Genomic DNA, 19,112 nt, shown 5'->3' with positions numbered 1-19,112 from the left:
TTTTGTAAATCCTATGTGTGAAATATGAATGTGGTAAAGACATGACTTTCCCTATTGTTAGTTCATCCCGGTCAGGTATTTGTGGGTATACAGGCGAGTTGTGAAATCATATTCAGGATTTAGTTTCAACTTCTAATTATAAATAAAGTATTCTCAGGGTTCAAATCCTCGATTATTTCCTATGACAAATTTTTCTTCCTTTCTTCTTTGATTAATCCTTGAGTTTATCCTATATCATGTAATTGTATATTCTAAAATTTCGAGTGTAACTAATTTTTATTCTCCATTTCTAAATTTATTATGGACTGCGTAAACATGAAATTTTATTTTTGAATAATGACACTAATTCATCGCTAAATCGTGATTCTCATTGAAATAATTGTCAGTATCCTGATATTCAAATCCCTTTATAGTATGTCATACTATGTATATCATGAACTTCGGTTTAATCTTATTACCTATATTTTTATTATCTATCGTGCAAGTTGCACATGCTCAGAGTCTTACAGATTCGATAAATAATGCAGTAAATAATAATATTGAGAACACATTTGACTCGATAAATCAGGCCTCCAATAGTAGCAATAATTCCCTATCTGGAAATGATACTGGCTCTCAGTCTACCACTACCACCACCACAACTACTAGCGGACCTGGTAATTCAAATTCCACAACTACAACTATGAAAACCAACAGTCAGTATTAGATTGAATATGCAATTTTTTAGTGATTAAGCAACTCCTACATCCTGATTTACTCCTTTTGTTTCTATTTTTGAAAAATACTGTTATTAAACTCGTATGCAATTATAAAAATTAAAATGTGAAGTCAGCATCTTCCTCATAAAAGACTATATAATTTACTCCAGTGACCATAGCATCAAAATCCTTCACTATCTGAATATTAACTATCTTCTTATTTCCTCTTTGAAGAAAATTATTGATTTCATCCATTATAGTATTATTCCATCGAAATATTTCCTGTTTAATCATATGTAATTTGAGAACTTTGTATATAAAATTGAATCACCCCATTGGAAAATGAGGTACACGGAATCTAATGTATTTCCTGTTATAGTATAGTTAACTAGTCGTTATTGTCGCTATCTGAGTCATCACTGTTTTCTTCTTCATTAATCTTGCTCTTCACCATTTTCTTAGGTATCCTGATCTTCATCGTCACCACCGTTACCATCAGTATCCCCATCGTCTGATGGTTGTTCATTACTTATTCCATCACCATCTCTATCTGTTTGTTCAGAATTACTATCGGATGAATCGCCTGTTGTTCCACCTATTACGGTTCCGTCAATTCCTTCTAGAATCTCTTGTGTAGTTTCGTCGTCGGTCTTTGGTTCTTCGCCACCGTCATTGTTTGTTTGACTGTCATTACCTCCATCTGATTCACAACCTAGGCCATCTCCGTCAGCATCAAGGTTATTTGGATCGTCTCCTACGGGAATGTTCGATTCGTCAATATCTTCACAGTCTAAATCATCATTACTTTCATTTTGACTGCCATTAGTCAAAGTACCGTTATTGTTTTCAACACCTGTGGAATTATTTTGACTACTAGTACCATTATTGACGTCAGATTTTTTAATTACCTCAAAACTTGTTTGATCGGTTTCTGTACCGTATCCTGGCGCGTTGACTTTTACAGTGACATCAAAGGTGCCGGGATTCGAATTCGGCCCAATTTCATCTTGGAATGTCGCTACACCATCTCCATTTGTCTGGCTATTACCACTTTCATCGTGTTCACTAGCATAAAATATCCTGAATGCCACATCGGCGCTTGCAATCTTTTCTTGTGTATTTGCATCACTAACCGTTACATCAACGGTTTGTACGTTCCCTCTTACAATAGGATCTTTTTCAACATCTATATCAATTTCTAAATCATTGTTTGATTCATCAGATCCATCCGAATTTTCATTATCGGAACCTAATGAGGATGACTGATCGTTATCACTATCAAAGTTATTTCCTGTTGCAGGTAAGGGATTTGCATTTAGCGGTGAATTTAAGAATAGCCCACCATCGACAAACCCTCCAAGAGATGCAAAGGGAAACTTTGTGTTGGTTGGAAAAGTCATTGAACTTTGAGTAGAATCCATATTTAGGGAATAGAACTTGCCTTGAGATTTTGTCTTGTTATCAAAGATAGTGATATCAAATGGTGTCATCTGATTTTGAGATAAGTTGCCAACATTTAGGCCAAAACTTTGAGTCCCTACAACTCCTAGACTTGAACTATCATAGAATGTTGCAACTAGATTTAGGAATTGTTCAGGTGATTGTCCTTGGTTGATTATATTACCAGTGATATGAGGGTTTCCAATATTGTCTAAATAGGCACTAGTTCCATTCAATACAAGGTTTGCTGGTTTCTCTATTGCAGGTTGCGAAGTAGTAGAAAATTCCATAAAGTTAAACTTGCCTAATATCTGAGGATCCTGTATTACTATATCAAATGGAGATAGTTCGGTTTGTCTAAGAGTTGATATTGACGAGAATGCAGAGTGATTTCCAACTAAAACGTTGGTGTTTGTATCAGATAAAAGTGCAGTAATTATGATATTTGTTTGGGGGTCTATTGATGTGTTATTTACCTCACCTATAACATGAAAGTTACCAAAGTCGTCTGTAAAGGTAGAAGTGCTTACAATCTGGATAATATTGTTATTAGTAAGTTGAGCAAAAGCAGATTCTGTGATCCATGAATCAGATCCTTCATGGTAAAGAACTGTCACGGAAGCCAAAGAAACTATGGATACTGTCAAAATTACAATAATTGAAAATGATGGCATAAGTTTAGAACGTATATACAACAGTTTGATATCTATGAATAAAAAGTATAAACCTTCTCATTACCTATACAATTAAAAGTAGGGGAAAACCCTGGAGTTGAATTTTATAACAAACTTATCAAAAAGAATTAGCACACCAGAGGGAAATTCCGGGGGGATATGGTTCAAGGTTGAATAGAATCTTTTTATCAGATAACCCACTATGATTACTATCACCTTTAAAATAAGAGCTCTATTTGATATACTCTGTCATATATGATGTTACTAACTCGCTACTGAATAACACTTCTTTTTAAGTCAACAGGTTCTCATTCTTACTTGATATCAAGTGATCTAGTTCTACCCTACTGCAATCTCTATCCAAATCATTTATCCTAATAAATATGCCATTATTGCCTTTCCTTATATAGGGTGGATTGTTGCCCTTTTGTACGTGAATAATTAGTAAATTTTCGCCCTTGTCTGTTTGAACAATTTCCATAAAACATGTTATTAGAGGCTCACAATTTCCGTCGATCAAGTTTGTCAAATCCTTTTTTAGTTTATCAAATTGTGTTTGGTCTTTAAATCCAATAATTCTTTTATCATCTTTTACCCCAATAATGGTTATCCCTCCCGATGTATTTGCAAATGACAGTACTGTTTCGCATAATTCATCCTTTCTGACAGATATTTTATTGTAGTTTTGAAATCCTTTGAATTCGACAGTTTTAGATTCGCCTTCTCTTATTAAGTCGGAAATATATTCGAAAGTGTTAAGAGCCTCAATCCTCTTACTTGTTGACAAATCCGCGGATTTATAATCGATTTTGTCGACTACTTGACTCGTTCCCTTCCTGTACAATAATAGGCTGATTAAAGTTGGTATTGTGTTTAGGCGGTATTCATACTTAACTTCGTCCTCAATGGTCTCACCGATGTTGCTTTCCCGTTCATAATAGATTTTTACACCATAATTATCCAAATATATTCTATATATGTTGTAATTTATTTATAAAACAAAATTGTTTTAAGGCGGTAAAAACCAATCCGGGGATTGATGTGGTAAATATTGCTGATTCTTCATATGATAAGGACTGCGGAAGATGATTGCGCCGCCCTTTATGGGCGGTTACCATTCAATACTAGTCCTTTGTATTTACCAAAAAATCTATTGACTACTACTATTGTTGTTGCTAATAGCGGTATCATTGAGAGTAAACGAACCAGTGTATTTATCTCCAGCAGTACTGTGCGCTAATATGCCACTCCCATTAAAGCTGACAGATCCCTCAGTTACATTTTTTAAAAGTGTGCGGGGTACAAATTTTTTATCTCCGACTTCCCAAATCTTTTTGGTCGCGTTTACAGGTTGTCCATTAGTAACCTCTTCAAATGAAATGACATCTACCGGCTTTGAAAGACTGAATGTAACCATTCCTGTATATTTTAGACCATCACTAGAATTTTGAAATATAATGACTTGATGAGACTCGTGTCCTTTTGCATTATGTGGTATTGATGTTTGATTATTTTGTTCTGATAGCCCTAATACTTTGTTGCCATTTTCCATTAGTATCTGACCTATAACAAATGTTAATCCAGCTAATATTGCTATGAATAAACCATAGACAATTACTTTTTTTTCAAAAGTTGGTTGCATATTATCTCATCCATGATCAATATTGGTAATTAAAGTATTTTGTTGTAGATGAATAGTTAGTGTATATACAGTTAATTTTAACAGCTTAAATATTACAATGGTAGTCAGTTGCTCCCTTAGGTTGATTAACTGCTATTCACCATAAGTCATAGCGCCGTCCATTTAGAGGGCGACGGCGGGTAATAGTCAGATGCTTACTTAATCCTTGTTGCATCATCTTTTCTAAATTCATTGTTTCAAACATCAATCAATTTGAATGTATATATTTTGAGGATAATGATTAGTATCGTTTTATTGTTTCTTCCCTATACTTTTTCCTCATTTCCCAACCACGGAAGGATCTTGTTCTTAACTTATAGTTACAACAAGGACAATAAGTTTCGTCCCATTTTATAAAAATCTCGCATACGCTACATCTCTTCTGTCCTTCCTTATATCTAGATGGAATCGTATGATTTCTTTTTGCTTAGAATCGTTCGCATATACCATTGCAACTCATGATTCAAACACCAAATTTTCATTACTAGTGAAATAAATTTTTTTCTTTCTGATAGATACGAAGATAAAGGTTACAAAGAGAACTAGAAATAATTTGATGCTTATTAAGGAATTAACTACCGTATTCGTATCACTATCAAACATGATTTTAGACGATAATTTACTTAATTGCTTGTTAACTTTCTTCTTTACTGTATCTTTAGAAATCAAAAATGCAGATAAAAAAATAATATTTTGTGAAATGATGCTTTTTCCTTTAGGTCGTATTGTGACAAATGGGCCGGGTCGGATTTATATTGTTAACGGTACAAATTTGAGGTTGTATTGATATTCGTGATTAGATCCTAAATTAGCCTTTAATGGATTCAGAGGTAATATTATACTCATTAGATAATTTTTGTTCTCTTCTTGGAATTTGATTAAAGGTTCGGGGCCAGAGGGATTCGATGTTGAATATGATCTGGTCTGGAAATTGATTGTTATTATATATTCAACGTTATCGCCTATTCCACTCTTTATTTTATCATCTCCAGAGCCGTCACCTATGCCTGTGCCATAATCGACTACTTTATCTAATTTTCTGCCAACTTGTTCTTAAATGATTTTTTCAACCAGATTGGAGTAATTATTGTAGTGGTAGCCACCATAATAATTATTGATGTATAGATATCTGTAGAGAGTACTCCCGATGTTACCCCTACACCGGCCACAATCAATCCGACCTCACCACGAGATATCATCCCTATCCCCACTCTAATCGATCCTTGTTTATCCTTAAGAAATATCATAGACGGTAACCCACATCCGACTAACTTTGTGGAAATTGCTATTGCTATGATTATTCCAGAAATTATCAAAACATCTATATTAACACCTCTTAGATCAACTTGAGCACCTATAATTGCAAAAAATAGAGGTGCAAAAATAAATTGTAATTTGTGAGCATATTCTTCAACTTGTTTGACTAACTTAGTGCTAGCTACGGCCATTCCTGCAGCAAATGCACCTACAATCGGAGATAGACCTACATAGGCGGCAAGACCTGCAATACCAAAGAAAATGGCTGTAGTAATTCCTTCTATACTACCTTTTGACTTCCACAATTTTTCTCTATGCAATATTCTTGGAATGAAAAAGATAGCACCAATGAGTAACACTGCAAATAACCCAAGGATTTTAAGAATTATGAATGCGATATCCATTATTTGAGGAGTAGTGTTACCTGATTGAACCATAGTAACAACAACTGATAATATGGCTATCGCAAGGATATCGTCGACTATTGCTGCTCCAAGTATAAGTCGAGCCTCTTTTGATTGCATCCTTCCTAATTCGGTTAATACCTGAATAGAAATCGCTATACTTGTAGCTGTTAATGCCGTGGCTATGAGCAGTGTTTCAAATGAATCGAAGCCATATATTGAAAGAACTATAAATCCAACAGAGAATGGTACAATTACACCTAATGCGCCAACTGTAAATGATGCCATCCCACCTCTTAGAAACTCTCTTGGTGTAATCTCAAGTCCCGCAATAAACAAGATTATGATGGCAGCTAATTCTCCGATATATTTGATGGTTTCATCAAGCACCACCAAAGGTTCACCTCCAAATAACGGGAGTCCACCCAAGGCATAGGGACCAACGATTATGCCTGCCAATAATTCACCTAATACGACCGGTTGCTTTATCCGTTGGAATATTTCTGCAAATATTTTGGCAGAAAATAGAAGAATAGAAAGAGAAATGATAATATGAATAAAGACAGATTCAGATGCCATCGACTACAAATATCCTACAATATTTTCATTATAATAATATAACAGTAAAGTAGATTGTTTTTCTTAATTGTACCCAACGAACTAATTCTACAAGCACGATGCTTAACAATCTTAGAACAAATTTTTTGGTATATCATCCAAATCGTAGTAGTAACCTAATATGTTATCAACCGTGTGTTCTAGCTGAGTATTACTGTTTATTAGAACGAATATAGTTTTCTCAAATTCATAGATTTTTAGTATTCGTAAATTTTCATATTCTAAAACTATCCATTTTAATCTTCCAAGAATATTGTTATTTACTACTGCTGCATGTGGTATTTTATCTGTTTGAGGTGTTTTATCATCTCTGACGTGGTTAAGGTTCAGCCCCAAAGCTGGGACTATTGCAGAATCTACATAGTTTTTATCAATGCTGGAATTCTCGGCAATATACAATTCTTTCATTTGAGAAGATACCATAATAAAAACAGCCAAAATGTCATCGTCAACTTCTACTAGATGCCTTATTTTATCGTAGTTTTTATTTTCCACATCATATTCTTTCACTGATTTAGTATGAAATTAGACGAATAAATCATTTTAATTCAAAATCTCTGAATCACAGTCGGAAAGAAAAATTATTTCTTGTTATAACATGCTTGACTCAAAAAATTATGAATTTCCTTAACTTAATTTTTAAACTACCTTTTTTCCAGATAAATGGATTAATTTTCAGTTGTATAAAGGAAAGATTACAAACTATTGAAGCAAGTAGGTCCCTAGTTTAGTAGGTACTTTGATTTGCTTGCAATAAAATGAATGGATTATCAAAATAAAAAGCAATCATTCATAAAAAATCATCTTTGAAAACCAAAAGATATCTGGTTTAATAACCAAAGCAGGATTATATCTCTTATTCTGATTTCTTTGCATAATCTCCCATACCAGTAAAGTCAATAGAAACACAGGGTTCATCTCCTACTACCCAAGCATCGTGCCCTGGTGGAATTACTGCGGTATCTCCGGGTTCCCCTTCAATTTCGGTTCCATCATCCATTCTTACTTTCATCCTTCCGGAGATAATTACTGAGGTATGAGGAGCCTGACAACTATTTGTGTTGACTAATGGTTTTACACATTTCCCCCAACTCCAACCTGGCTCGAGGATTGCTCTACCAATTATGACGTTGCCTAAGTTTACAATCTCAACTTTTCCCTTTTCAAAGGTTCTTACTTCATCAGGAGAGTCAAAATTTTTTACTAGTAATTTTGTTGTTGACATTTTTATTATCAAAAGTAGGTTTGTAATGCTTTGATTATAAGCATTATTCCATATCTATTCCAATTTTGTTCCAAATTTTTGAATAACTCCAATTATTTGTATAGTACAAAATGATCTGGTCGTGGCAAAAAGTATTGATATACTATCTACCCTTCAATGTATGTATGTATAAAGCCAACATAAACAAGAATATTTCACAGATTGTTACTATATTAGTAACTGTAATGTATTGACTAAATCTACAATTTTTTTTCTATTGAACTTTGAGTTCAGCACTACCAAATAGAACCGAAAATGCCTTACACCATATCAGGGCGGTGTCATATTTTGACAAGTCAGTACCGAGAGGAATATCGTAATTTTGATTTCCATTATTAGCTTTTAGTTTCCCAAGATTTACAAAATCTAATGCATTATTATCTGTTGATAAATAAACATACAGATCAGGTCCATTTGTTACCTTTAGATTTTCTAATCTAAGTACATTTGTATCGTCCTGGAGGGGAATAATTTTTGCTATGCCCTCTGCATTGTGAATTCCATCGTTAACACCGGTAAATACACCTGAAATTAGTAGTTGATTTGGATCAAATGAAGTAACAGTTTTATTTATAGATTCATCAATTTTGTTGTTACTGCTATCATTGCTTGAATTGGCATATTGAATCATCAGTTGGTTTTTCTGAGAATTACTCATGTTCTCTGCGGCTCTGACCCTTTCATCCTCGCCCATTTTGATATACTTATCAAAAGATATTGAAGAAGCGGAATTGGTAGGAAATTGCTCATTTATTTCTGTTGATATGAACAATGGCGAAGCTAGATAAACTGTTATCATCAAGGCAACTACACCAATAGTTAGATAAGTAATTTTCTTAAAAATAGGGTAATGTCCATTACCATTCATAAAGAATAGATTAGATTGAAAGACTATAAAGGATCTTCCATATTAGATCCAAATCTGTTCCAAATATTGGTTTTGGTATTCTGATAATTTTATGTACAAGTCAGTGAGTCATAATGATGCAAAAACAAGATCTTTAAAATTGAAATGAAAGGAAAGATATGATATACTTTTGTTGAATTTTAGATAGTGTAGGTTTTACCCGAATGTAAATGTATATATCTGAAACCTTTTACCTTTCACATCAATCATTATTGATCTTGGCTCATAGTCGTCATAAAGCCCTACATTATATAGCCTTTGTTTGTCGACTATAACGTTTCCATCTTTTTGGACATCAATAGCATGATTATCAATGCCTATTTTTGACAGGTTGTTTTCTAAGATAGATACTTGTTGACCATTACCTGATGCAACCATGTTTATTGCTTTTGCATAATAGGTCAGAATGATTTTACCATTATCATTAATTAATTCCATATTGTCTTTTTTGTTCTTCCAAATTCCATCAAAGTAAACGATATTAGGTTCCAAAGACGTTTTATTTGGATCAAATTTATAGTCGACTGATTCATCCGGTTGGAAGCTCTCTATATTACCTAATGGAGATCTGGCTGTGGAATATCCAAGATAAATTTCAGGGGAGAGATTTTGATTAGGGTTCATATAATCAAGGCTACCCAAAGTCATACTAGACAGTATTGATTTGATTTGTTTAGGTTAAACGTTATTTCGGGTTTATTTTCTAAAGAAGCCTTTTCTGCAAGCAGTGTTTGAATGGTCTTTTCGGTCTCATTATAGCCGCCTTCCCCAATGTGATCATCTCTAATATATCCCTGAGAATCTATTAGATAGTGCCTTGGCCAATAATTATTGTTATAAGTATCCCATGTCTTGTGTTCGCTATCGAGGACTATAGGGTATTTGATACCAAACTCTTTTAGCATCCTGTACATTTCCTAGATTTTTTTCAAAATCAAACTCTGGTGAATGTACTCCTACAATAACAAAACCCTGGTCTGAATATCTATCATACCAATCGTTAAAGGTTTTGGTCTAAAGTTTTAACCATGGCAAGTTATTATCTAACCGCCAAAGCCCAAGGATGTTGTAAACGATATTCCTTAGGCCAAGGAATGTCTAATATATTCCACGATATTCCCGAATCTTCAGAGCAATATATACCTCTATTATTCAAACAATAGAATTCATCCTTGATCTTGGGATTAGATTGAAGAATAGAAATTACTGTTCCCTTTGATTCAGGTAAACCACGATTAGACAAAACCCATTCTTGATTTTCTTCGTCAGAATCACATCTATATACAAAGGTCTCTAGATCTTCTATGGAGTGTGACTTCCAAGCATTACTAGCTGCCGATACTATAATATTATAAGGGTTATCAGAATTTACAGCAACACTATAAAGATAAGTATGATTTTCTAGTCCCTTATTTAGTCTGTACCATGTATTTCCATAATCTCTGCTTTCAAAATATCCATCTCCTGCTGCTGAGTAGAGTCTTTGTGGGACCTTTTTATGAGTTCTTAATGTGTGAGTATCGTATGGCCCATCTTTTGCTTTGTCTATCCATGACTTTCCTCCATCAACACTCTTGATTAGTGCTCCTGCCTCAATTGCAACGAAAATAGATTCTTTATTATTTACATCAGGTTCTATCCAACGAACATGATGAGTCCACGGTCTTGGAGGGAATGACCAACTCGAAGATGAATGCAATTTATTAAATTCATCGATCTTTTCCCATGTATTACCTCCATCAATTGACGAATAAATTATACTTGGTTCCATTCCTACAAATAACTTGTCAAACCTCTTTTCACCTTTTTCCATAGAGCGTGTAGCAAGAGACATGATGTTACAACCAGAGGTATTTAACGACGTTTTATTCCATGTATAGCCATTATCATCAGTTTTCCAAAGTCCATTATCAAAAGTACCACAATACGCCCTATCAGAATTTTGCGAATCACATGCCAGGCTGCTTGGATCCAATCCTATCAAGTGTTCTTGAACTCTCCATCCATCTTTTGAAGAATTCGCTACCAAAAGTGAGTTTTGTAGCGAAGCTAAGACTGTAGTCAACTATAAAATCATTATTGTTTCTAGATAACATTATTTAAGAATTAATTTTGAAGGTATATGAAATGCAAACTTGACTAGAAGATACTTTTATTCAATCATCGTCATAACTATTAGTTCGCGTCATCCATTGAAACTAATAACAAATTTGACTATAAAATTGAGTTGGAATAAGATGTTGATAAGGTAGCAATTTAAGACTATCACGAACATACTAAATAAAAAATTTTAACTATTAAGCCAATAGTAAAATATCGATTAAATCTAAAATTAAGGATGATTGATTGACACTTTATCTATCAACCAAACTCTGCAGAGTTCTACGGCAGATTATTGGAAATGTCAGACTATGCTGCAAAATATGAGGACGATAATATTACCATAGTGCCTGACCATACTAAAGTGCTACTAGCCTCTGTTACAGATCCAATCAAACATGATAGGGGAGCAGAATGTTTTTTATCATATTCTGACAACGAAAAGATAGCTTATGCATATATAACAACATTCGAAAAATTATAGTTACTTCAGACCGTAACGAGATTGGAGGTAAGATAATATCTTTTACTACCATAATATCAACTAACATTCTATTTCCTCTTTGGAGAAAACTATTGATCTTATACGGAATAGAATCATTCCTTCCATCTAAATATTTCCTGTTTTATCATATATGTTTCGAGAATCTTGTATATAAAACTAAATCGCAAATCTATATTTGGATGAATATGTCGATCTCACGATTTGAAGACTTTTGAAAATATCAGAATTTAATTATCTTGTTTTGCTTTACTTTACTGTACGAGTTCCTAAATATCTAAAGAGAAATTGAAATTTTTTAAATATGTAGTATTCTTAATATATTTCAGAACATGAAGACTATTGATTGTATTGCCACAAAACTGGATATAAGAGAATTTAATAATGAGAATGTCTCGTCAAGCATAATATCTACAATTCTTGATTCTGCTAGGTATAGTGGCAGTGGTCTAAATACTCAACATTGGAGATTCATAGTAATAAAAGAAAAAAATAACTTAAAGAAATTGTCTGAAGATAGTACTAGTGGGCAGTGGATAATTGGAGCAAATTTTGCTATCATAATATTAACAGATCCAAAATACGGATTTCATGTACTAGATGCAGGAAGAGTTATACAAAATATACAATTATCTGCATGGGATAATGGTGTTGGTTCAGGATTATATACGGGTATAAGAGAAGATGAAATGAGAAACGATTTCAATATCCCATCTAATCTTAGCATCTCTGCTGTAGTGGGTTTTGGATATCCTAAAAAGGCTGTTACAGGCAAGAGGAAAAATCGCAAACCATTAAACGAATTGGCTTACAAAGAAGTTTTTGGAAATTCGGATAATTTATTGTAAAGGGTCACAGAGAAGATTTAAAGAGATTTATTCTGATACGTCATTCGGGGCGTATGGGAGCTAGTAACAAATTTTACTAATTTAACGGATTTATAGACAGAAATCTTGATGTGTACTTCAATATTATCAAGTTAATTTTCAATGTGATCCCTTCAATATTAATTGTCTTAAGAGCTTGCCTACCGATACCTACTCCATAGTCAAGTTTTGATTAGTAAATTTCATACTGATCTTTACTCATCAACTATAAATCTACACAGATCAAGAATTATCAAACGATACTCGTAAAAATCAATATAGATCCAGGAGAAGAACATACTCATCTCCAAATGTACTAATTGTTCTCTTATGCTTTTATTCCATAATACAATTCTGTGAATGGCTAACCCCAAATCTAATCTCCGATCTGCAATGGTAAAGTCGCATCCAATATTTTGATAGAACGATTCTGCTACTTTTTCTTGTGTATCATATTTTAGTAGAATCTAGATAAAAGCCTGTATAGTAACTGGCCAGTGGATTTAGTAATGAATGTGTTATGAGTATAAATTACTTGATTTTTTTTAATTCTAAGAAATAGGAAATGAATAAACAATTTCATTAATTTTTCTATAGAAATTCGTTATTCTACTATCAAATTACTGATTGCTCATAATACTTAAGAATTAATTATAGTCTAATGATTAGTAAACAATAACGGGAATCAAAGATACTAAGGACTTTTTGTTGAATACCAAACCAATCAGTTTTTCAGCCTTTCTCCAATTTGGTGATGATTATAATCATTGGATAAGGTATTCAAAACTAATAGCAAATGTTATAAAATAGGTTTGAATGAATAATGTGTGACAAATACAAATCAACACTCGAAGAAGAATGAGAAGGCGACAATTAACGGCAAATTTAAACGAGTTGTCTTATTACCGTTAGTAGCCATACTAATTACTTCCACTTTCCTCGGTGTTTCATTAGACCAAGATCGGTATGCATACTCTCAATCTTCCAATACCATCTCCACAGTGAATGCAACAAGTACCGGAGTAGAGCTAGTAGATATTCGTCCTTCACCTTCAAATGTAAAGACGGGGAACTCTTTTGAACTACTAGCAACAGTGGTTAATAAATCACCAGACACAATAATATTACCTGCTGGCCGTTGTGATTCACCTTTAACTGCGTTCTTCATGGCAAATGTAGTCATAAGACAGGATCAACTCCAAGGCTGCACCGCTAATTCATCCCCATTCGAATTAAACCAAGGAGAAGAGGTAACAGTTGCCGGTCCGGTTCCAGGTACATTATACCAAGCAATCAAGGCGGGAAAAACTCCAGCGACCGCCACTGTTTATTACCTAACTGAGGATATGCAGCCTGGTAACGTTACAAAACCATTTGTATTTACTATTAGTTAGTACTAATATGGCATTGTAATGACAAAAGATAACGAAAGACAGTTTCTTTCTAAAATATGCAGACGGTAGTATTACATAGAATAATCAAATTGAAGTTTAGGATGTCCCAATTTTCGGCTCTGTTAACTTTAAGAAAATTTTTAGACGCCTCAAATAAGTATCTCTTGCTAGAGGCGATCTCATTTCTTATAGATATAAGGAATATGCGTTACAGTACTCCTCATTTCTATTTCTTCTTGTGATTTTCTAAATACTATTTTCTCTCACTTTTTTAGCGAGTCTAAATAATGTTAAAATTACAACTGGCCGGGTGGTTTCCGTTGCATATTTTGTCACTAAAAAAGGTCCAAATACGATACTTCAAGAATTATTCATACTTTTCAAATACTGAATATTCAAAATGATTTATATGAATACCATTTTTGTAAACTCTTTTTGTAAGCCACCTAGATTATATGATTAATTTAGACATATCCACCATTTTGATGTTTAGAACAAGGATGTTTAACAAATCCTTTTAGGACTAGGTTCTATTTACAAACTTAAATGGTATCAGTACTGCATTCCTTAATCAAATTAGACTGACATTTTTGAAAATGCTTCTTCAGCTGCCTTTTTCATTTCTTCTTTTGTTAGATCCTTAATGTGTGTAGCGATTGCCCAGATATGTCCAAACGGATCTTGGATGCTTCCATGTCTATCACCATAGAACTGATCTTGAACTGGGAATAACGATTTTCCTCCTTCAGCTACTGCAAGATTAAATGTTTTGTCCACATCTTCGACATATAGATACAACGATACTGGACTTCCCCCTATACTAGTAGGCGATAAACTTTTCATTTTTGGAAATTCATCTGATAACATAATTTTTGAATTGCCTATCATTAATTCTGCATGAGCTATGGATTTATTATCCGGCATCATCATGGTTCCCTTGTCAATTGCTCCAAACACTTTTTTATAATATTCAATTGCCTTTAGTCCATCTTTTACTATTAACATAGGTGTGATTGAATGATACCCATCTGGAATTTTTTTTACATCGTTCATTAATAATTCTATAAATTGGTTAAATTTATAATAGCTTGTTTAAGTTTGTTGACTGTTTGTTAATTATAAATATTGTAATTAAATGTGTATAATAGTACTACTCAGCGTAAGTTTTCATGTGTTTTTTGACATAGTATTAAAATATTTCAACATACATTATATTGAAAGATCTGAAATTTTCAAATATAAATAGAGAGGACAATCAAGATATTAAATACAAGAACAACAACTAATTATTCCAGTTATTTTCTCACTCCTTTTGGTTTTAATTTTTCTTTACCTCATAGTGGAGCAAAACTAAACCACAGTCAAATCCTCTTGATTCGATCAAGGTAAATCTTTGAATCTCCTCTAGGTTTTTAAAGATAGTTTTTCCGTTTCCAATTACAACGGGATTAACAAATAAATAAAATTCGTCAATTAGTTTTTCTTTAATCAAAGAGGAATCGAAAGAAACACCACCGTAAACTATGATATCCCCGCCATTTTGGTTCTTTAATTTGGTTATTTCGTCTTTGAGGTCACCTGTTGCAATGTCTGTATTTATCCACCTAGGTTTGTTTAGTGTTTTAGTGAATACAACTTTAGGAATTTCAATCATTTTTTTAGCTAGTGCATTCATCGGATCATCGGGTTTGTTCATAACGTCTGTCCAATATGGAATAAAGCCATAGACCATTTTTCGTCCCATAATAATGGTATCAACGGATTCTGTTATATCCTTTACATATTTTATGTATTTATCATCCCAGACTAGCCAGTCCATTTCATTGTTTGGTCCTGCGATACAACCATCAACTGAAATTTGCACCTGTAGTCTTAATTTTCTCATTACCTCTTTGTTATTGTTCATCTGTACTCCCTCACAATTCTCATTTAGAAGATCCTGTGTTCCCTTTGCCGAATTTCATTGACAAACTCAAAACATTCTTGCAAGCTAGGATTAGTCATGAATAATAAGACATCAAGGGCGCCTAATAAGTATACACGGGATCAAATGTATAGTTGAAATGCATATTGCTTTGTAAGAAAAAAACGATAATAGGCAGAAAGTTGTTCCAGTGGAGATAAATTGATAGATAATGGAATTTTCTTCTTTACCAACATCACAATTAAATCATGTGGATGTGATTCAAGATTAAACTCATTCTCTATCTATAGTAACATGTGACTTTATAGAATTAAGATATATACAATACGATAAGACAATGACTGATTCAAAAAAAGGAGGTCGAGTTGAATTAAGCTAATATACACACATTTTATCTCTGAAGAGAGACCAAACTTTCTTATAAAGCAAATACTTGAATTTTTCAAGTAATTATTGTTTGTTAATCCCGAAGTAGAATCTATAGCATATGGAACTAGTCTAGTTATGTTTTATATATTGATTAAAATATAGCGTTTTACCTATTAGTAACAGATCTTATCCTTAGAGATAGAGTTCCTAGTGGTAATTTGGCTCATGATTATAGTAGTTCTTATTATTAAGGTGTATTATTAAGTAGAACTTTTTCTTCACGCCCATCCCCACGCACATGTTTATGTGTTATCGTTCATTGACAATACTTAGGATATTACCATCAGGATCTTTAAACCATGCAAGTTTCATCTTACCATCAATATGAATATCCCCTTCTATTGTTACGTTCTGACGATCATAGTGCTCGAAGGTTACACTCTTAGCTTTAAGTGTTTGTACAATATCTCCTATGTTTTCACCTACATACCAAGTTACTGCCGTGGCCTGATTGGTTCCAGCATATTGAGATTGATAAATGAGAAGGTCAGTGGTACCGCTCCTGAACATTATCGAGCTCAATCCTTCAGATCCAACCTGTTTTAGATCTATTACTTCTTCGTAAAATTTTTTGGCTATACTCAGATCCTTAACAGCAATATTTACCGTAAGGTTTTTGTCTCCCAACATTTTGATGTATTTAATGAAATGATATGTTAAATAATCATTGCTGGAACTAAACTCTATAATTTATAATAATTAACAAATTTTGATAACCGGAGAAACAATAATTATATATCAATATCAATGACAATTGGGAATCATATTTCTATCATAATTGAAATAATGATATGTTAGATAATTTTTAAATAGTCATTTTTATCACCTAAAAACTAAGTAGTTTTTTGACTTTTGTTCAAATTCAATGATAAAGTAAAGAATAATTCTATATTTTTACACAAGCATAAGTCAAACGATAATTTATACACTAAACTAGTATTCCCAATTTATCGCTTTTATATAATCTTCGATCTATGTATTCAATAAAGTAGACCAGTAAGTTAAACATGTACTTTTTAAATATGATAATTGACATTAAGACATCTATATGCTATTAGATAAATTAAAGAATGATAAGAGAAGGTTTCTATTTTTTTCTGCCATAATTGTAGCATTATCTTTAGGCTTCTATTTAATACCAAATACAATTGATACGATGGTTACAAGCAGTCAGATCTTTGTTAGTGCTTTTGCTCAACAAGCATCGCCATCTATGCCTAATACTGATGACAATTTTACAAATGCAAATATGAATAATGATACCCTATCGTCAAGTAATAGTTCTGGTAAACCTACAGGAGACGATTTAATCAAACTGTATGATAAAGTGGACCAGTCTGTAGTCCAAGTAACGCAAAAATCAGATATACCGGGAAAGTCTAGGCTTGGTTCGGGTTTTGTATATGATAAGGAAGGACACATAGTTACGAATTACCACGTCGTGGCTGGAGACAATATCAGTAAAGAGTTTGACGTAACGTTGACTGATGGATCCACATATAAAGCTAAAGTTGTAGGTGTGGACCCTTATGCTGAGATAGCCGTTTTAAAGATCCCATTAGAAAATAATACCCAAGTGAGTGAGAAGCTAATACCTTTACAGGTAGGCAACTTTTCTGAAGTGAGTGTAGGAGAAAGGGTTGCTGCTGTTGGTAATCCATTCGGATTGTCGGCTTCTATTACTGAAGGAATAGTAAGTGGCTTGGGAAGATTACTTCCAGCTTTACCTCCTGAAATTGATCAAATACCTCTTATTGAAGACTCTCCTGCTTTTTCAATTCCAAACATTATACAAACAGATGCTGCAATAAATCCTGGAAATTCCGGTGGACCGCTACTAAATATGGATGGTGAAGTAATAGGTATCAATACTGCTATTTTCTCTAATACTGGCGTGTACTCGGGAGTAGGTTTTGCAATTCCTTCTTATTTAATACAAAAGATAGTGCCTTCCCTTATTACTACAGGGGAATATCAACACCCCTATTTAGGAATATCTGGAACAGACATAGATGCAGATATTGCAGATATCATGAACCTTCAGAATACTACGGGATTTCTTGTTATTCAGGTTACTGCTGATAGTCCTGCGGATAAGGCTGGTATACATGGAGGATCAATATTAACGAAAATAGACGGAAGAGATGTAGAACTTGGAGGGGATGTAATAGTTGGAATTGATGATAAACCCATTAGAAAAATAGATGATTTACTATCTTATCTAGATAAAGAAAAGAAGGTCGGAGAAAATGTTACTCTTTCAATTGTAAGAAATGGACAGATAGAAAAAACAGATTTAACCTTGGCGGACAGACCTAAATCTACGGTTTTAGGCAGCGAAATTATACAAGACACACAAGAAGACAGGCCCGCCCTTGGTATTAATGGTATTAATGTTACACCTGAAATAGCCTCACAAATGAACGTACCTTCTAATATTACTAATGGAGGGAAAGGATTCTTAGTAATTGATGTTCTTAGGAATGGTTCAGCAGAAAGCGCCGGGGTTAAGGGTGGGTATATTGCCTCAAATATTGATGGAAACCAAGTAGAGCTTGGAGGAGACATAATAATGGGAATCGATAATACCACTATAGGATCGGTAGAAGACATAAAGAATGCACTTTCTACAAAACAGATAGGAGATAGTGTGCAGCTCACTATTTATCGAGATAACAGCACACTGAATATCCCGGTTGTATTAAAGAAGGAATCACAACAAGATTGGATAAAAAATACCATACCTCTACCTCCTTCTTCTCCTTCACCACAAATCCCTGGAAATCCCTCTCCATTCCAACCTTTCAATCCGTTCAACGATTTTGGTGATGATGGGGGCATCTATGATCAATGTGTAGAGATGATGGGTAAGGATACTTGTGACAGATTATTCGGGAGATAAAAAATAAACATTATTTTTTTGTTCAAGTATTTTTCTTTTGCAATTTATTCCT

The 19,112-nt window shown here is 33.5% G+C and carries 19 protein-coding genes; 5 read left to right on the top strand and 14 right to left on the bottom strand.

Annotated features, from left to right (window positions below):
- The first annotated feature begins 478 nt into the window (after positions 1–478).
- The gene (locus AAGU22_RS13265) at positions 479–706 is read left to right on the top strand and encodes a hypothetical protein (RefSeq protein ID WP_458719584.1); all 228 of its coding nucleotides are present in this window, start codon (positions 479–481) and stop codon (positions 704–706) included.
- Between the two features lie 109 nt (positions 707–815).
- On the opposite strand, the gene AAGU22_RS13260 is transcribed toward AAGU22_RS13265, so the two are convergent.
- The 11 genes from AAGU22_RS13260 to AAGU22_RS13210 all read right to left on the bottom strand — a co-directional run bounded on the left by AAGU22_RS13260 (position 816) and on the right by AAGU22_RS13210 (position 11,008).
- Positions 816–992 carry a hypothetical protein gene (locus AAGU22_RS13260; protein ID WP_458719583.1) on the bottom strand — a complete coding sequence of 59 codons (177 nt, stop codon included), beginning with the start codon at positions 990–992 and terminating at the stop codon, positions 816–818.
- A gap of 164 nt (positions 993–1,156) precedes the next feature.
- Positions 1,157–2,812, bottom strand: a complete 1,656-nt coding sequence (locus tag AAGU22_RS13255) for a hypothetical protein (protein ID WP_458719582.1) — start codon at positions 2,810–2,812, stop codon at positions 1,157–1,159.
- A gap of 292 nt (positions 2,813–3,104) precedes the next feature.
- Positions 3,105–3,776 carry an AlbA family DNA-binding domain-containing protein gene (locus tag AAGU22_RS13250; protein WP_458719581.1) on the bottom strand — a complete coding sequence of 224 codons (672 nt, stop codon included), beginning with the start codon at positions 3,774–3,776 and terminating at the stop codon, positions 3,105–3,107.
- A gap of 186 nt (positions 3,777–3,962) precedes the next feature.
- On the bottom strand, positions 3,963–4,454 hold the full coding sequence (locus AAGU22_RS13245) for a hypothetical protein (protein ID WP_458719580.1): 492 nt from the start codon (positions 4,452–4,454) through the stop codon (positions 3,963–3,965).
- 1,070 nt (positions 4,455–5,524) lie between these two features.
- The gene (locus tag AAGU22_RS13240; protein ID WP_458719579.1) at positions 5,525–6,733 is read right to left on the bottom strand and encodes a cation:proton antiporter; all 1,209 of its coding nucleotides are present in this window, start codon (positions 6,731–6,733) and stop codon (positions 5,525–5,527) included.
- A 111-nt stretch (positions 6,734–6,844) separates the two neighbouring features.
- Positions 6,845–7,282 carry a hypothetical protein gene (locus tag AAGU22_RS13235; RefSeq protein WP_458719578.1) on the bottom strand — a complete coding sequence of 146 codons (438 nt, stop codon included), beginning with the start codon at positions 7,280–7,282 and terminating at the stop codon, positions 6,845–6,847.
- A gap of 346 nt (positions 7,283–7,628) precedes the next feature.
- Positions 7,629–7,997 carry a cupin domain-containing protein gene (locus tag AAGU22_RS13230; RefSeq protein ID WP_458719577.1) on the bottom strand — a complete coding sequence of 123 codons (369 nt, stop codon included), beginning with the start codon at positions 7,995–7,997 and terminating at the stop codon, positions 7,629–7,631.
- Positions 7,998–8,250: 253 nt separating this feature from the next.
- Positions 8,251–8,904, bottom strand: a complete 654-nt coding sequence (locus AAGU22_RS13225) for a DM13 domain-containing protein (RefSeq protein ID WP_458719576.1) — start codon at positions 8,902–8,904, stop codon at positions 8,251–8,253.
- Between the two features lie 195 nt (positions 8,905–9,099).
- Entirely contained in the window at positions 9,100–9,591 is a 492-nt protein-coding gene (locus AAGU22_RS13220; RefSeq protein WP_458719575.1) for a hypothetical protein, read from the bottom strand.
- Positions 9,588–9,848, bottom strand: coding sequence for a thioredoxin domain-containing protein (locus tag AAGU22_RS13215; protein ID WP_458719574.1), 261 nt, complete (start codon positions 9,846–9,848; stop codon positions 9,588–9,590). Before AAGU22_RS13215 ends, AAGU22_RS13220 begins: the two co-directional genes overlap by 4 nt.
- 134 nt (positions 9,849–9,982) lie before the next feature.
- Positions 9,983–11,008 (bottom strand): WD40/YVTN/BNR-like repeat-containing protein, encoded by a 1,026-nt coding sequence (locus AAGU22_RS13210; RefSeq protein ID WP_458719573.1) that lies wholly within the window; start codon positions 11,006–11,008, stop codon positions 9,983–9,985.
- Between the two features lie 336 nt (positions 11,009–11,344).
- Between AAGU22_RS13210 and AAGU22_RS13205 the strand changes: the two genes are divergently transcribed.
- From AAGU22_RS13205 to AAGU22_RS13195, 3 genes are all read left to right on the top strand, one after another.
- Complete coding sequence (locus tag AAGU22_RS13205) at positions 11,345–11,527, top strand: hypothetical protein (RefSeq protein ID WP_458719572.1); 183 nt, start codon at positions 11,345–11,347, stop codon at positions 11,525–11,527.
- 350 nt (positions 11,528–11,877) lie between these two features.
- Positions 11,878–12,393: a nitroreductase family protein gene (locus tag AAGU22_RS13200; protein ID WP_458719571.1), complete on the top strand. Its 516-nt coding sequence runs from the start codon at positions 11,878–11,880 to the stop codon at positions 12,391–12,393.
- An 845-nt stretch (positions 12,394–13,238) separates the two neighbouring features.
- A complete protein-coding gene (locus tag AAGU22_RS13195) occupies positions 13,239–13,805 on the top strand; it encodes a hypothetical protein (RefSeq protein WP_458719570.1) in 567 nt (188 codons plus the stop codon).
- Between the two features lie 576 nt (positions 13,806–14,381).
- On the opposite strand, the gene AAGU22_RS13190 is transcribed toward AAGU22_RS13195, so the two are convergent.
- The 3 genes from AAGU22_RS13190 to AAGU22_RS13180 all read right to left on the bottom strand — a co-directional run bounded on the left by AAGU22_RS13190 (position 14,382) and on the right by AAGU22_RS13180 (position 16,788).
- Positions 14,382–14,858: a VOC family protein gene (locus tag AAGU22_RS13190; RefSeq protein WP_458719569.1), complete on the bottom strand. Its 477-nt coding sequence runs from the start codon at positions 14,856–14,858 to the stop codon at positions 14,382–14,384.
- A 265-nt stretch (positions 14,859–15,123) separates the two neighbouring features.
- Entirely contained in the window at positions 15,124–15,711 is a 588-nt protein-coding gene (locus tag AAGU22_RS13185; RefSeq protein WP_458719568.1) for a dihydrofolate reductase family protein, read from the bottom strand.
- A gap of 696 nt (positions 15,712–16,407) precedes the next feature.
- Positions 16,408–16,788 (bottom strand): VOC family protein, encoded by a 381-nt coding sequence (locus tag AAGU22_RS13180; protein ID WP_458719567.1) that lies wholly within the window; start codon positions 16,786–16,788, stop codon positions 16,408–16,410.
- A 418-nt stretch (positions 16,789–17,206) separates the two neighbouring features.
- On the opposite strand from AAGU22_RS13180, the gene AAGU22_RS13175 reads away from it, so the two are divergent.
- Positions 17,207–19,060: a trypsin-like peptidase domain-containing protein gene (locus AAGU22_RS13175; RefSeq protein WP_458719566.1), complete on the top strand. Its 1,854-nt coding sequence runs from the start codon at positions 17,207–17,209 to the stop codon at positions 19,058–19,060.
- Positions 19,061–19,112 lie beyond the last annotated feature (52 nt).

It is taken from the genome of Candidatus Nitrosocosmicus sp. R (genome assembly GCF_054408505.1).
The sequence above is the reverse complement of the archived record's forward strand: the minus strand, read 5'-3'. Positions and strand labels throughout refer to the sequence as shown.